Origin of the sequence: Exiguobacterium sp. OS-77 (assembly GCF_000414195.2) — a bacterium.
GTDB classification, from domain to species: Bacteria; Bacillota; Bacilli; order Exiguobacteriales; family Exiguobacteriaceae; genus Exiguobacterium_A; species Exiguobacterium_A indicum.
In genome coordinates, this window is the sequence record NZ_DF239008.1 from 1 (window position 1) to 14,014 (window position 14,014).

Sequence of the window (14,014 nt, forward strand, 5' to 3'; positions counted from 1 at the left end):
CGTCCGCGCCTGTTTTGGCGACTCAATTAGAATACCAAGTTTGAAACAAGAAGTCAACAACTTTTTTAAAATTGTTTTTTACTTGTTTGCCGTAAGCGCTCGTCCTCTTAAGGACATGAATTAATATATCACGATAATTAGACATGTGCAACTACTTTATTAAAATAACTTATAGTTTTTTTAGAGCATGTAAAAACCGCAGACAAGAATGGCTGCGGTTTACTTCATCATCAATGAGACGCGTCTTCTTTTTGCTTCGCTTATATAGAAGAAATACAGTGATTCCGCTAACTTCATTTGTGCTTCTAAATCACCATAGTCATCATAGCTGATTTCTAAGAGATGACGCTTCATCAAATAATCTTCTTTTGCTTTTGCTAATTCTTCTAACAAACGCTGGTCGTACTCACTGCGAATCTTCTTTCGAAACCAACTCATAGTTCGCGACGTCCCTCCATTGCACGAGATAACGTCACTTCATCTGCGTATTCAAGATCTCCGCCAACCGGAAGACCATGGGCAATTCGAGTGATCCGAATACCCGTCGGTTTTAAGAGACGCGATAGATACATCGCTGTCGCTTCTCCTTCGATATTCGGATTAGTTGCTAAGATGACTTCCGTAATCGCTTCGTCCGCTTGAAGACGTGTCAGTAGGCTAGATACATTGATATCCTCTGGACCGATTCCTTCCATTGGACTGATTGCTCCATGCAAGACATGATACAACCCTTGGTAATCTCGCATCTTTTCCATTGCAATGACATCCCTTGAATCTTGGACGACACAGACAATCGTACGGTTTCGGTGTTTATCTGTACATACATAACAAGGATCTTGATCCGTTATATTCCCGCAGACACTACAGTAGGCAATGTCGCGCTTCGCGCTGACCAATGCCTTTCCGAACATCAAGACATCGTCCTCTTCCATATCAAGGACATGAAACGCTAGACGAACTGCTGTCTTCGGACCAATCCCCGGCAGTTTCGTAAAACTTTCGATCAAACGACTAATCGCTTCAGGATATTGCAAGTGGTTTCCTCCTACGAATTAAAACATTCCCGGCAGATTCATACCTTGTGTGAATTTCCCCATTTTACTTGCTACGAGTTCATCGACCTTCTTCAAAGCATCGTTTGTTGCAGCTAAGACGAGATCTTGAATCATTTCAACATCATCTGGATCAACGACTTCTTCTTTAATGATGACATCTACGATATTTTTATGACCATCAGCGACGACTGAGACCATTTCTCCGCCTGCTGTACCTGTCACTGTTAAGTCTTTTAGTTCTTCTTGTGCTTTCGCCATATCCTTTTGCATCTTCTGCATCTGCTTCATCATATTGTTCATGTTTCCCATTCCGCGCATCTGTATTCCTCCTCGAATTTAATCTTCGAACTCTACGATATCACCAAAACGACCAAGCGTCTCGGACAATAACTGATCGCTCTCCGATTCTTGTTTTGTTTCCTTCTCTTCTATACTACTACTATTTCGCTTAGCAACAAACTCTGCCTTCAGTTCATGCCAATCCTTTGAGAGAATCGCTAAAATTTCGCGTTTGACGCCACATACTTCATACAGCGCTTCTTCAATCACGAAACGTGTTCGTTCATTCGTCATGACCTGCTCAAAGTGCCATCCTTTACCGTCATCGAATTCAATCAGCAACGTATCCGCTGAACAAAGAACCGGTTTACTCTCATGGAGTAACGAGTAGATGGGGCCATCTTCTTTTAAAATCCATTTTAAGATGTGATCCCAGCGTTCTTGAATCTCGCGCAATTGCGCTTTCTCTGCTCGCTCTAGCATTTGGCGAATCCGCTCTTTGGCGATTCGAACGGTTGGTCGTCCTTGTTTTCGCTTCGGTTGCGCTTGTGGTGCAGCCGCTTCTTGTGCTGGAACACCATTTGACTTCCACTGGTGCATCTGTTCTTTCATTTCGCGGACTTCCTGTTGCAACGATTGGACGATCTGTCCCGTTGTTCTCCCTTGTTCCGCAATTTGAATGAAGGCAATCTCAACGAGGACTCGCGGATGATTCGTCAACCGCATCTGTTGTTGGCAGTCATGTAACTGATCAATGATCGTAAAGCACGTCTCCGCTTCAATCGATTCAACGAATTGTTTGAACTCATCCGTCGGGCGCGCACGCTCTAGCAAATCGACAGCTGTAGGCGAGGCTTTCAACAACAACGTGTCTCGGTAAAAGAAGACGAGATCCTCCACGAAACGTTTTAGATCTTTCCCCGCTCGCTGCATCGTTTCAAGCGTCTGTAACAACTGATCGACTTGATGTTCATGTAAGGCACGGGCAATGTTCAGTAATGCTTCATCTTCTACTGCTCCTGTTACTTCAAGAACAGCCGCATCATTTAGATCACCATTCGAAAAAGCAACCGCTTGGTCGAGTAGACTCAGCGCATCACGCATACCACCATCCGCCGCTCGGGCGATCAATCGTAATGCCGTATCCGAATACTCGATCGATTGGTCTTTTAAGATATATTGCATCCGCTCTACGAGTTGATCGACTTCATGCCGCTTCACATCGAAACGTTGGCAACGCGAGATGATCGTCGCCGGAATTTTATGTGGTTCAGTCGTTGCTAAGATGAAGATGGCGTGCGCCGGTGGTTCTTCTAGTGTTTTGAGCAAGGCATTAAAGGCACCTGTCGACAACATATGCACTTCATCAATGATATAGACTTTATAGGCTGCTTCTGAAGGGGGATATTTGACTTTATCCCGGATTTCCCGAATCTCATCTACGCCGTTATTGGAAGCGGCATCGATTTCGAAGACGTCCGGGCTTGATCCTTCTGTGATCGCAAGACACGTCGGGCACGTATTACACGGTTCTTTGACCGGTGCATGCTCACAGTTGATCGCTTTAGCGATGATTTTAGCAAGACTCGTCTTTCCTGTTCCACGAGGACCCGAAAATAGATAGGCGTGGGACATCCGTCCCTCCATCAATGCATTTTGGATCGTACGGGTGATATGCGCTTGTCCAACGACTTCGTCGAATCGTTGTGGACGGTACACGCGGTATAGTGCTTGATAGGCCAAGTTTGCGCCTCCTCTTTTTAAGTTCCTCATTCTATTTTACCTAAAAAAGTCTACAACCGAAACCGGCTGTAGACTTGTCTTTAAAAATTAAACTGCCGCGCACCATATTCTGAAATATGTTCAACATGCGTTACTCACGCAGCCTGCTCAGTCCAAGCACCCCTACAACACACAGAGAGCACCACTTAAGGCTGCTTCCTTCCGGACCTGACCTGGTTCATGGGTATCTGTTGCGTAGGACTCAAACGTCAACGCTACTTACGTGAGGCAGACCACACCAATCATATCCCTCGACATGGAATTCAGTCTCGCTATAGCGGATTGCGAGTGACAGGGAACCGCTACATCCCCACCTAGCACGGCAAATGGTTTATCGATTTTTAGTGGCACCTTGTTTCAGTGCTTTTTCATTATACTGTTTCATCTGGTGCGATGCAACCCATTGCCCGCTTTCGCGCTTTCTTTTTCGCGCGCAGTTCCCGAAAGAACGTCGTTAGCATCTCACCACACTCTTTTTCTAATATACCGCTCGTCAACTCTGAGACATGATTGAACCGATCGTCTTGCACTAGGTTCATCAGCGTTCCGCAGCACCCACCCTTCGGATCAACGGCACCAAAGATGACATGTTCAATTCGCGACAGCATGATGGCTCCCGCACACATTGGACACGGTTCGAGTGTCACGTATAACTCGCACCCTTCAAGTCGCCAGTTCCCGAGCTTTCGGCAAGCCTCCTCGATTGCGATCAACTCCGCATGTGCCGTCGCCTGTTGATCCGTTTCCCGGTGATTGTACCCCGTCGCGATGACTTCATCGTCTTTGACGATGACACATCCGATCGGAACTTCACCGATTGCTTCTGCCTTTTTCGCCTCTTCAATTGCAAGGCGCATATAGTGTTCCTGTCGTTCCATTGACGATACTCCTCACTCTAAAAAAATTCTCCTTTTGAAACTTCAGCAAGTCGTACTTCTTTGTGCTAAAATATAAATTGCACTTTGCTGAACGGAGGGTCATTGTATATGTTCATAACGGTTGAAGGACCGATTGGTGTAGGCAAAACATCACTTGCGAACGCCATCAGTCACCATTTCTCTTTTTCTATGTTACGCGAAATCGTCGAAGAAAATCCCTTTCTTGGAAAGTTCTATGAAGATATCGAAGAATGGAGCTTCCAGACGGAAATGTTCTTCTTGTGCAATCGCTTCAAACAACTCGATGATATCGAACGTCATTACCTCAGTAAACAACGCTCTGTCGTTGCTGATTACCATATCTTTAAGAACTTGATTTTTGCACACCGCTCTCTAAAGGTAGAGCATCTTGAGAAGTATGAACAAATCTATTCGATCCTGACGACGGATATGCCAAAACCAGATGCTGTCATCTACTTGAACGCAAGTATCGACACCTTGATGAAACGTGTTGCGCTGCGCGGACGAGAAATCGAAGAAAATATGTCACGTGCCTATCTCGAACAATTAGCCGAGGATTACGAGACATTCGTCACGGAATACCAAGTCAAACATCCGGAAGTCAAAATCATCCGTTTCGACGGAGATGCTCTCGACTTCGTCAAGCGACCAGAAGATCTCGAGTACGTCTTGACGACGATCCGGAACGAATTATATGAAGGAGCGAACCACGCATGAACTTGAAGCTACGTGAAAAATACAACATCCCGGCAGATGCCGTCATTACGATCGGCGGTATGGTCGGGATCGGGAAATCAACGATCACAAACGGATTAGCCGATGCCCTTGGTTTCCGGACTTCACTCGAAAAAGTCGATACGAATCCTTACTTGGATAAATTCTATCATGATTTCGAGCGTTGGAGTTTCCACCTCCAAATCTATTTCCTCGCTGAACGCTTCAAGGAGCAAAAGCGGATTTTCCAATACGGTGGTGGTTTCATCCAAGATCGTTCAATCTATGAAGATACAGGGATCTTTGCTAAGATGCATTTTGAAAAAGGAACGATGTCTCCAACGGACTATGAAACATATTCAAGTTTGTTTGACGCAATGGTCATGACACCGTTCTTCCCACATCCGGATCTTTTGATCTATCTTGAAGGTTCGTTCGAACAAGTGCTTGAACGAATTCGTCTTCGCGGACGTGAGATGGAGCAGCAGACACCCATCGAATATTGGGAAGAGATGTATGAGCGCTATACGAACTGGATCAATAACTTCACGATCTGCCCGGTACTTCGTTTGTCGATCGACGAATACGATTTACTGAACGAGCCAGAATCCATCGACCGGATTCTCGCGAAGATCGAAAAACAGCTTGAAGTCGCTCGTATTGCCAATACACGCTAACTGATTAGATCTGCCTCTTAGGCGGATCTTTTTTTGCGCAAAAAAAGGAGACGCGTGTCGCATCTCCCTCGCATTAACCAATCACTTGATTGATTTGTTCCATATGGTGTAGATCATGTTGAGCCATTGCTCCGAGGAACTGACCGATTGTCAGTTCTTTGTCTTTAATGACGACCTTGTCCTGCAGGCGTTCTTCCGGAATCAATTCGACTGCACGGCGCAACAAGTCACGGCTGACTAAAAACTCATCAATCGTCAAGATCCGTTGCTGCTCACGGCTCATCTTCGCTGCTTCCTCATTGACCGCTTGGCTATCTGGTGCGACACGGAATGGTTCCCCCGCGAGCAAGTACGGGATGCGCTCTGCGACCATGAAGCGATCCCATGGTGATAAGTGACCGATGATCTCAGCAATCGTCCATTTACCTTCTGCATACGATGTTCGCCATGCCTCTTCTGAAATCTGTTCCAAGTCTTTTACATATGTCATCGTCATCGCATAATGCGAAAGCAACGATTCTTTTGTTTGTTCGTTCATTTCGTCCACCTCTTCTTCGTTTTTCACGTAGGCAACCATAGCACGCACGAAGAAATCGATGCAACAAAAAAGCACCTCAGAATTGAGATGCTTCATAAAAAGCGGAGTCGGTGGGATTCGAACCCACGCGAGCCTTGCGACCCCTAACGGATTTCGAGTCCGTCCCCTTCAGCCGGACTTGGGTACGACTCCATGATTATATTTATTTTTGGGTAAAAAAAAAGAAGTGGAGGAGGCGGTGGGATTCGAACCCACGCACGGCTTTCGCCGCCTGACGGTTTTCAAGACCGTTCTCTTAAACCACTTGAGTACGCCTCCAAGCTATAAAACGTGCATGTCGTTGCCAAAAAAATAAAAATGGAGGAGGCGGTGGGATTCGAACCCACGCACGGCTTTCGCCGCCTGACGGTTTTCAAGACCGTTCTCTTAAACCACTTGAGTACGCCTCCGTACTTCTCATAACAATGTTATGACTCGGTTGTTTTCCTGACATTAATTATGATAGCATCTGCCTTTTAACGTGTAAAGACCTTTTCTAAAAAAACTTTTTAAAATACAAAAAGGGGGATTACTCCCCCTTCTGACTTAAGCTTGAATCACTTCAAGACCACCCATGTATGGACGAAGCACTTCTGGAATAACAACTGATCCATCCGCTTGCTGGTAGTTCTCTAAGATCGCAGCTACTGTCCGACCAACTGCAAGGGCAGAACCGTTTAACGTGTGAACGAATTCTGGTTTTGCGTTCGCTTCGCGGCGGAAACGAATCTGCGCCCGGCGTGCTTGGAAATCTTCAAAGTTTGAACAAGAAGAGATTTCACGGTAGACGCCTTGGCTTGGCATCCAGACTTCGATGTCGTATTTCTTCGCAGCCGTGAACCCGAGATCAGCTGTACACATGCTCAATACTTGATACGGCAGCTTCAGCTTTTTCAAGACTGTTTCCGCTTGTCCCGTTAACAATTCGAGTTGTTCGTAAGACTCTTCTGGCTTGACGAAACGAACGAGCTCAACTTTATTGAATTGGTGCTGGCGAATCAATCCACGTGTATCGCGTCCGGCAGAACCTGCTTCTGAACGGAAACATTGGCTGTACGCTGCATAACCAATCGGTAACTGATCAGCTGTTAGGATTTCTTCACGGTGCATGTTCGTCACCGGAACTTCTGCTGTCGGTACGAGGAAGTAGTTCGTTTCTTCGACTTTAAATGCATCCTCTTCGAACTTCGGCAATTGTCCTGTTCCTGTCATAGAGTCACGGTTGACCATAAGTGGTGGTAAGATTTCTGTGTAGCCGTGCTGATCTTGGTGAAGATCCATCATGAAGTTGATCAATGCCCGCTCAAGACGCGCACCCGCTCCGCGGTAAAAGACGAAACGGCTACCTGTGACTTTTCCGGCACGCTCGACGTCGACGATTTTTAATTGCTCCATCAAATCCCAGTGTGGAACTGCTTCGAAATCAAACGCTGGTTTGTCCCCGACTTCACGCACGACGACGTTATCGTCCTCAGAAGAACCGACTGGTACGCTGTCATGTGGAATGTTCGGGATACCAAGGAGCAGCTGGTTCAATGTCGCTTCGACTTCACGTAACTCGTCGTCAAGCGTCTTGATTTCGTCTCCGACACTTCGCATCGCAGCGATCGCTTCATCTGCATTTTCCTTATTACGTTTCAGTTCAGCGATTTTTTTCGTCGCTTCGTTTCGTTCTGCTTTCAAGACTTCAGTCTGAGCAATCAGCTCTCGGCGTTTCTCATCAAGTGCGAGGAAACGGTTCATGTCCGTCAAGTCCTCTCCCCGGTGCGCTAACTTTTCTTGAATGGCGTCAAAATCTTGGCGTAATCGTTTAATATCAATCATCTGTAATTCCTCCTTTATGTCATAAAAAAAGGCGACTCGTCTCTTTCCGGTATTCCTACCGAAAAGGGACGAATCACCTGGATCCGCGTTGCCACCCTCATTGCTAGACACATCTAGCCAACTTAAGACGCGATAACGGGCGTACCCGCACCTTGTTCGCAAGGTGTGCGATCCGGCTCGATTCAATCCATCGATCTGACTAGTTCACACCACCCACTAGCTCTCTTAACAGTATCGATATATCTACTTGGTCCGTTCATAGCATCTTTATGAGATTAGCTTTACTTTACACCATCGCCTTGGAGGTTGACAAGAGCCGATTGTTGAATCGCTTGCTCAATTCGCTTCGACCAAGCCGTCCAAGCGCGGACGAGACGCGTCGGTACACTTGCGAGTTGAACGGCAGTTGCACTATACAAATTCACGCGTGGTGTTTCAAAACCAGGTAGATATATACCGTCATCCGCGACTTGCACCGTTCCGACGACTTCTTGTTTTGTGACGGGTGCCGTCGTTTTAGAGAAATCAAACCGTGGTTCCCGTGTCGATGCTCGCTTCGATACCGTCACATACAATGAGCCTTCCGTGACGACATCTAGCTTACGGACGGTTGCCCCTTTAATCGGAAGAACGTCTTTAATCCGTTCTCCTTTTCCGTAATACGTTAATGGCTCAAACGCCGCAAAGCCATAATCGAGTAGTTTTTTCGTTTCCCGAAAACGGGCTTGATCCGAATCCGTTCGCATCACGACTGTAACAAGCGTCATGTTATCTCGTGTCGTCACACTAACAAAACAGTAACCAGCTAAATCGGTCATTCCCGTCTTCATTCCTCGCATGCCAGCATATGCGAATTTTTCCTTCGCTAGCATCTTATTCGAGTTGTTCAAGACTTCTCCATCGAGTTTCATCTGTGCTTTGCTCGTCACATCGAGGACATCCGGGTAATCCTTGATATAACGGATGACAAGTAACGCGATATCGGTCGCTGTCATCAAATTCGTTCCTGGAAGGGTCGCATCGACAGCATCAAGTCCAGACGCGTTCGCATACTCCGTGTCGTTCATTCCGAACTGTTTTGCTGTCTCATTCATCTTTTCAACGAACGTCGCTTCTGAACCAGCGACGGTTTCGGCTAGCATGACCGCTGCATCATTAGCTGATTGAATGAACGCCGCATTATACATTTCGCGAACCGTATATGTTTTTGGTTTTACTGGTACACGAGTGATACCAGACGTTTTTGCTAGTTTTAAGACTTTCTTGCTTGGTATGATTTTTTGATCCCACGTCAGTTTTTTGAGTTCGATTTGTCGCCGGACGAGGTAAAGCGTCATCAACTTCGTCATCGAAGCTGGTGGTAGAGAAACATCCGCTTCCGATTGAAGGAGGATTTTCCCTGTGACCGCATCGGCCAATATGTAAGACTCTGCTTGAATCGAAGGTGCTGCTTGTCCCGTCATAGGAAAACTTGTGAGCATCAGTATACTCAAGCAGAGTAGCAAGATTCGCTTCATCGTGTCTCTCCCTCACTTAATCATTCATTATACGAATAGTGTAGCACAAAAGAAGCATCCGACAGTAGAGACTGTCAGATGCTTCCACGCTTTATGAACGGACGGATTGCCGCTGTTTGATTTTTTGTAAAAAATACTGATGTAAACGATTATCTTCCGTTAATTCAGGATGAAACGAGCACGCGAGGTGTAGCGATGTCTCGACAGCAACGATCTGCTCTTCGACTTTCGCAATCACTCGTGTTCCTTCCCCGACAGACAGAATCAATGGTGCTCGAATGAACACTGCCTCGATTGGTTCCTCAATTCCTTCAACCGATAGCAATCCTTCAAATGAATCAATTTGTCGACCGAAAGCATTCCGACGGACCGTCATCGAAATCGCGTTGAGATGGCTTTGTCCTGCTTCGATAGCGGTTGCGAGTAGAATCATTCCGGCACATGTTCCGAACATCGGTAACGTCGCCGCTTTTTCCCGAAGCGGTTCCAGTAATTCATAGCGTTCGATCAATCGACGCATCGCGGTCGATTCGCCTCCTGGTAAGACAAGTCCATCCAGTTTCTCGAGATCGCTCGCTTGTTTGACGAGAACGACATCGACACCAAGACCTTCCAGCTGCTGTCGATGTTCACGGACCGCACCTTGAACATCAAGAATACCGATTACCATCCGCGTGTCGCCATCCGTTCCTCAAACGGCATCGATGTGACATCGATTCCTTTCATTGCTGTTCCGAGTCCTTTGGATAAAGACGCGATCCGTTCAAAATCATCTTTGTACGTCACGGCCTCGACAATCGCCCGAGCGACACGTTCTGGATGTTCTGATTTAAAGATCCCTGATCCGACGAAGACACCATCTGCCCCTAGGTGCATCATGAGTGCGGCATCAGCTGGTGTCGCGACTCCCCCGGCTGCAAAGTTGACGACCGGTAGACGTCCCTGTGTCCGAATATCACGTAATACTTCGTACGGAGCACCCCATTCTTTCGCAAATGTCATCAATTCATCTGGACTGACATGTAAAATCTGATTCAATTGTGCTTGAATTTGTCGCATATGGCGAACAGCTTCGACGACGTTCCCAGTTCCAGGTTCACCTTTCGTCCGAATCATCGCGGCTCCTTCGGCGATGCGACGAGCGGCTTCCCCAAGATCACGTGCGCCACAGACGAACGGCACAGTGAACTCTGACTTCAGTAAATGATATTGTTCATCTGCCGGAGTCAGGACCTCACTCTCATCAATGAAATCGACCCCCATCGATTCGAGAACACGCGCTTCGACGATATGACCAATCCGGCATTTTGCCATGACGGGAATTGAGACCGCTCCGAGTACTTCTTCCGTAATCAATGGATCTGCCATTCGTGCGACGCCTCCGTCACGACGAATATCAGACGGGACACGTTCAAGTGCCATGACTGCAACAGCACCTGCTGCTTCCGCAATCTTCGCTTGTTCCGCATTGACGACATCCATGATGACGCCACCCTTTTGCATTTCAGCCATTCCACGTTTGACACGATCCGTTCCTTGTTGACGTTCCATATCCATTCCCCCTTGGTTGACTTTCACTCCTTTAGTATACGGAACGTTGACACTTTTAAAAGTATCAGTTTATGATGATTTCAACAGGTCAGTTTACGAAGAAGGAGTCAGACGAGATGGACATGCTATCATTTCAACTCACGCGTAATCAGGAAAAACCACTTTATGAACAACTTTATCAACAGATCCGAAATGAAATCATTGCCGGTCGTTTAGCATACGGCACGAAATTACCATCTAAACGAAAACTCGGTCAATTTTTGAACTTAAGTCAAACGACGATTGAGCTTGCTTACCAACAACTCGTCGCAGAAGGATATGTCGAATCCATCTCACGTAAAGGTTACTTCGTTCTTGCCTATGAGGAACTCGCTTACGTTAAAACCTCACCCGTCATCGAACCACGTGTCACTAAAGAAAAACCAATCATCACATATGATTTTCATCCAAGTAAGATTGAAGGGATCTCTTTCCCGTTCGCTCGTTGGCGAAAGTATGCCAAAGATATCATCGATACCGATCACCACCCACTTGTCTCACTCGGTCATCCGCAAGGCGATCTAGCGCTACGCGAAGAGATTGCGACCTATCTCTATCATTCCCGTGGTGTCGTCTGTTCTCCTGAACAAATCGTCGTCGGTTCAGGTGTCGAGCAATTGTTGCCGCTCGTCCTCTTCTTACTGGGACGCGACGTCACGTACGGTATCGAGGATCCCGGTTATCATACGACACGCCTCTTACTTGAAAATCATGAACGCATGATTGAACCGATTCGTGTTGATGCGAATGGATTACGGATTGATCACTTACAGGAATCAAACGTCGATGTCATGTATGTCACACCGGCACATCAATTTCCGTCCGGTAGCATCTTATCCGTCAACCGAAGACATCAGTTGTTGAACTGGGCGGCGATGGATCCGACCCGTTTTATCATCGAAGACGACTATGATAGCGAATTCCGCTACAGCGGTAAATCGATTCCGTCTTTACACAACATGGACAGCAATCGTGTCATTTACATGAGTACTTTCTCAAAATCACTCATGCCTTCACTACGGATCGGTTATATGGTCTTACCCGAAGTCTTACGCGCTCGGTATCAAACAGAACTATCACACTATACCTGTAGTGTCTCGCGCTTCGATCAAACGATCTTGACGCGCTTCATGAAAGAGGGCGACTTTGAACGACATCTCAACCGGATGCGTAAAGTCTATCGTCGCAAGCTCGACGTCTTAATCCAATCACTTCGCCGGATTCCTGCCTTACGATTGACCGGCGAAAGTGCGGGACTCCATGTCGTCGTTTCCGTAGCGAACGGGATGACGGAGCCGGAGCTCGTAACGCGGGCACAACAACAAGGCATCCAAGTATATGGTCTTTCTCAATATGCCCAGTTACCGCTTCTCTCTGGTACACCTCAAATCGTCCTTGGATTTGCAAGTCTCTCTGAGCAAGAGTTGATGGAAGGATTACGATTGTTGATGGACGCGTGGGATTTGCATAAATCATCATGAAAAAAGCCTCGCCTTTCTACTAGAGAAAGACGAGGCTTTTGTTTATTGACGTGTATAGTTCGATGCTTCTTTTGTAATTTGAATATCGTGCGGGTGGCTCTCTTGCAAACCAGCGCCCGTCATACGGATGAACTGTGTCTCTTCACGCAATTCTTCTAACGTTGCAGCGCCACAGTATCCCATACCTGAACGAATACCACCAACGAGTTGGTACACCGAATCGCCGAGTTTACCACGGTAAGCGACACGTCCTTCGATTCCTTCTGGAACGAACTTCTTGTCTGCTTCTTGGAAGTAACGATCTTGGCTACCGCGTTTCATCGATGCTTCAGAACCCATACCACGGTACGTTTTGAATTGACGTCCTTGGTAGATTTCCATCTCACCTGGGCTCTCTTCTACTCCTGCAAGTAAGCTTCCGAGCATGACAGCGTGACCGCCAGCAGCAAGTGCTTTTACGATATCTCCAGAATACTTGATGCCACCGTCAGCGATGATCGAGACACCATGTTTCCGTGCTTCTGTCGCACAATCGAAGACGGCTGTGATTTGTGGTACACCGACGCCTGCGACAACACGTGTCGTACAGATTGAACCAGGTCCGATACCAACTTTGATGACAGATGCACCGGCTTCAATTAAATCGCGTGTTGCTTCTGCCGTCGCAACGTTACCCGCAATGATTGGTAAGTTTGGATATTCTTCACGAAGTTCACGTACTTTGAGAAGAACACCTTCTGAGTGACCGTGTGCCGTATCGACGACGAGTGCATCGACACCTGCATCGACAAGGAACTTTGCACGTGTCGAAGCGTCTTTCGTTACGCCGACAGCTGCTGCGACGAGTAAACGTCCGAACTGATCTTTCGCAGCATGTGGATACTGTTCGACTTTTTCGATATCCTTTGTCGTGATTAACCCTTTTAATACACCGTTCTCATCAACGAGTGGTAACTTTTCGATGCGATGTTTGTGGAGAATCTGTTCTGCTTCAGCAAGGGACGTACCAACTTTTGCTGTCACGAGTTCTTCTGTCGTCATCACCGTTTCAATGACAGTCGAGTAATCCTTGACGAAACGAAGATCACGGTTCGTCAAAATCCCTACTAATTTACGCTCTGTTTCGTTATTAACGATTGGAACACCAGAGATGCGGTACTTACTCATCAAATACTCAGCATCGTAGACTTGACGCTCTGGCGTCAAATAGAACGGATTCGTGATGACACCATTTTCAGAACGTTTGACGCGATCGACATGTTCTGCTTGTTCTTCCATTGACATATTCTTATGAATGACACCAAGACCACCTTGACGTGCCATTGCGATTGCCATCGGTGCTTCTGTGACGGTATCCATCCCAGCACTGATCAACGGAATATTAAGTGTGATCCCTTCACATAGCGTGACAGATAAATCAACGTCGCGCGGCAAGACACTCGAACGACGGGGTACGAGTAAGACGTCATCAAACGTCAAACCCTCTTTAGCAAATTTGTTCTCCCACATGTTATCCACTCGCTTTCTCTTTTATAAAAGAATATTGATGTTATGGTAACAAGCAGAGGGTGTCATGTCAATGACTCGACCAATAATCAGAACAGTCTGAAGTTTCACAT

At 46.7% G+C, this 14,014-nt stretch carries 14 protein-coding genes, 3 tRNA genes, 1 other RNA gene and 1 other annotated feature; of the genes, 3 read left to right on the forward strand and 15 right to left on the reverse strand.

Features of this window, described 5'->3' with window-relative positions:
- Positions 1 to 219: 219 nt before the first annotated feature.
- The 6 genes from EXG77_RS00005 to tadA form a co-directional block, all read right to left on the reverse strand.
- Positions 220 to 438, reverse strand: coding sequence for a YaaL family protein (locus tag EXG77_RS00005; protein WP_023469883.1), 219 nt, complete (start codon positions 436 to 438; stop codon positions 220 to 222).
- Entirely contained in the window at positions 435 to 1,034 is a 600-nt protein-coding gene (gene recR / locus EXG77_RS00010; RefSeq protein ID WP_023469882.1) for a recombination mediator RecR, read from the reverse strand. Before recR ends, EXG77_RS00005 begins: the two co-directional genes overlap by 4 nt.
- 18 nt (positions 1,035 to 1,052) lie before the next feature.
- On the reverse strand, positions 1,053 to 1,373 hold the full coding sequence (locus EXG77_RS00015) for a YbaB/EbfC family nucleoid-associated protein (RefSeq protein ID WP_023469881.1): 321 nt from the start codon (positions 1,371 to 1,373) through the stop codon (positions 1,053 to 1,055).
- Positions 1,374 to 1,391: 18 nt separating this feature from the next.
- Positions 1,392 to 3,077 (reverse strand): DNA polymerase III subunit gamma/tau, encoded by a 1,686-nt coding sequence (dnaX, locus tag EXG77_RS00020; protein ID WP_023469880.1) that lies wholly within the window; start codon positions 3,075 to 3,077, stop codon positions 1,392 to 1,394.
- Positions 3,078 to 3,172: 95 nt separating this feature from the next.
- An RNA gene (gene ffs, locus EXG77_RS00025) (signal recognition particle sRNA large type) lies at positions 3,173 to 3,439 on the reverse strand.
- A 48-nt stretch (positions 3,440 to 3,487) separates the two neighbouring features.
- Positions 3,488 to 3,994, reverse strand: coding sequence for a tRNA adenosine(34) deaminase TadA (gene tadA, locus EXG77_RS00030; RefSeq protein WP_035395399.1), 507 nt, complete (start codon positions 3,992 to 3,994; stop codon positions 3,488 to 3,490).
- Between the two features lie 108 nt (positions 3,995 to 4,102).
- On the opposite strand from tadA, the gene EXG77_RS00035 reads away from it, so the two are divergent.
- Both EXG77_RS00035 and EXG77_RS00040 read left to right on the forward strand, forming a co-directional pair.
- The gene (locus tag EXG77_RS00035) at positions 4,103 to 4,732 is read left to right on the forward strand and encodes a deoxynucleoside kinase (RefSeq protein ID WP_023469878.1); all 630 of its coding nucleotides are present in this window, start codon (positions 4,103 to 4,105) and stop codon (positions 4,730 to 4,732) included.
- Positions 4,729 to 5,406, forward strand: coding sequence for a deoxynucleoside kinase (locus EXG77_RS00040; protein WP_023469877.1), 678 nt, complete (start codon positions 4,729 to 4,731; stop codon positions 5,404 to 5,406). The genes EXG77_RS00035 and EXG77_RS00040 overlap by 4 nt, the downstream gene beginning before the upstream one ends.
- Positions 5,407 to 5,479: 73 nt before the next feature.
- Here the strand turns inward: EXG77_RS00040 and EXG77_RS00045 are convergent, their stop codons facing one another.
- From EXG77_RS00045 to pdxS, 8 genes are all read right to left on the reverse strand, one after another.
- Positions 5,480 to 5,944: a DinB family protein gene (locus tag EXG77_RS00045; RefSeq protein WP_023469876.1), complete on the reverse strand. Its 465-nt coding sequence runs from the start codon at positions 5,942 to 5,944 to the stop codon at positions 5,480 to 5,482.
- Between the two features lie 102 nt (positions 5,945 to 6,046).
- A tRNA-Ser gene (locus tag EXG77_RS00050) sits at positions 6,047 to 6,136 on the reverse strand.
- A gap of 35 nt (positions 6,137 to 6,171) precedes the next feature.
- A tRNA-Ser gene (locus tag EXG77_RS00055) sits at positions 6,172 to 6,262 on the reverse strand.
- A 40-nt stretch (positions 6,263 to 6,302) separates the two neighbouring features.
- Positions 6,303 to 6,393: transfer RNA gene (locus EXG77_RS00060), tRNA-Ser, on the reverse strand.
- Between the two features lie 136 nt (positions 6,394 to 6,529).
- On the reverse strand, positions 6,530 to 7,807 hold the full coding sequence (serS, locus tag EXG77_RS00065; protein ID WP_035395402.1) for a serine--tRNA ligase: 1,278 nt from the start codon (positions 7,805 to 7,807) through the stop codon (positions 6,530 to 6,532).
- A 61-nt stretch (positions 7,808 to 7,868) separates the two neighbouring features.
- Positions 7,869 to 8,076 (reverse strand) — a binding site (T-box leader).
- 12 nt (positions 8,077 to 8,088) lie between these two features.
- Positions 8,089 to 9,324, reverse strand: a complete 1,236-nt coding sequence (locus tag EXG77_RS00070) for a D-alanyl-D-alanine carboxypeptidase family protein (RefSeq protein WP_035395404.1) — start codon at positions 9,322 to 9,324, stop codon at positions 8,089 to 8,091.
- 91 nt (positions 9,325 to 9,415) lie between these two features.
- Complete coding sequence (gene pdxT, locus EXG77_RS00075; RefSeq protein ID WP_035395406.1) at positions 9,416 to 9,994, reverse strand: pyridoxal 5'-phosphate synthase glutaminase subunit PdxT; 579 nt, start codon at positions 9,992 to 9,994, stop codon at positions 9,416 to 9,418.
- Positions 9,988 to 10,875 (reverse strand): pyridoxal 5'-phosphate synthase lyase subunit PdxS, encoded by an 888-nt coding sequence (pdxS, locus tag EXG77_RS00080; protein WP_023469872.1) that lies wholly within the window; start codon positions 10,873 to 10,875, stop codon positions 9,988 to 9,990. Before pdxS ends, pdxT begins: the two co-directional genes overlap by 7 nt.
- A 71-nt stretch (positions 10,876 to 10,946) precedes the next feature.
- On the opposite strand from pdxS, the gene EXG77_RS00085 reads away from it, so the two are divergent.
- Positions 10,947 to 12,395 (forward strand): PLP-dependent aminotransferase family protein, encoded by a 1,449-nt coding sequence (locus EXG77_RS00085; RefSeq protein WP_369792081.1) that lies wholly within the window; start codon positions 10,947 to 10,949, stop codon positions 12,393 to 12,395.
- A gap of 42 nt (positions 12,396 to 12,437) precedes the next feature.
- On the opposite strand, the gene guaB is transcribed toward EXG77_RS00085, so the two are convergent.
- Positions 12,438 to 13,904 (reverse strand): IMP dehydrogenase, encoded by a 1,467-nt coding sequence (guaB, locus tag EXG77_RS00090; RefSeq protein ID WP_029343029.1) that lies wholly within the window; start codon positions 13,902 to 13,904, stop codon positions 12,438 to 12,440.
- Positions 13,905 to 14,014 lie beyond the last annotated feature (110 nt).

Bases quoted from the DNA above. Each gene is read 5' to 3' on its own strand.
- EXG77_RS00005 (WP_023469883.1), bottom strand. From the start codon at position 438: ATGAGTTGGTTTCGAAAGAAGATTCGCAGTGAGTACGACCAGCGTTTG.
- EXG77_RS00015 (WP_023469881.1), bottom strand. From the start codon at position 1,373: ATGCGCGGAATGGGAAACATGAACAATATGATGAAGCAGATGCAGAAG.
- tadA (WP_035395399.1), bottom strand. From the start codon at position 3,994: ATGGAACGACAGGAACACTATATGCGCCTTGCAATTGAAGAGGCGAAA.
- EXG77_RS00035 (WP_023469878.1), top strand. From the start codon at position 4,103: ATGTTCATAACGGTTGAAGGACCGATTGGTGTAGGCAAAACATCACTT.
- EXG77_RS00040 (WP_023469877.1), top strand. From the start codon at position 4,729: ATGAACTTGAAGCTACGTGAAAAATACAACATCCCGGCAGATGCCGTC.
- EXG77_RS00045 (WP_023469876.1), bottom strand. From the start codon at position 5,944: ATGAACGAACAAACAAAAGAATCGTTGCTTTCGCATTATGCGATGACG.
- serS (WP_035395402.1), bottom strand. From the start codon at position 7,807: ATGATTGATATTAAACGATTACGCCAAGATTTTGACGCCATTCAAGAA.
- EXG77_RS00070 (WP_035395404.1), bottom strand. From the start codon at position 9,324: ATGAAGCGAATCTTGCTACTCTGCTTGAGTATACTGATGCTCACAAGT.
- pdxT (WP_035395406.1), bottom strand. From the start codon at position 9,994: ATGGTAATCGGTATTCTTGATGTTCAAGGTGCGGTCCGTGAACATCGA.
- pdxS (WP_023469872.1), bottom strand. From the start codon at position 10,875: ATGGAACGTCAACAAGGAACGGATCGTGTCAAACGTGGAATGGCTGAA.
- EXG77_RS00085 (WP_369792081.1), top strand. From the start codon at position 10,947: ATGATGATTTCAACAGGTCAGTTTACGAAGAAGGAGTCAGACGAGATG.
- guaB (WP_029343029.1), bottom strand. From the start codon at position 13,904: ATGTGGGAGAACAAATTTGCTAAAGAGGGTTTGACGTTTGATGACGTC.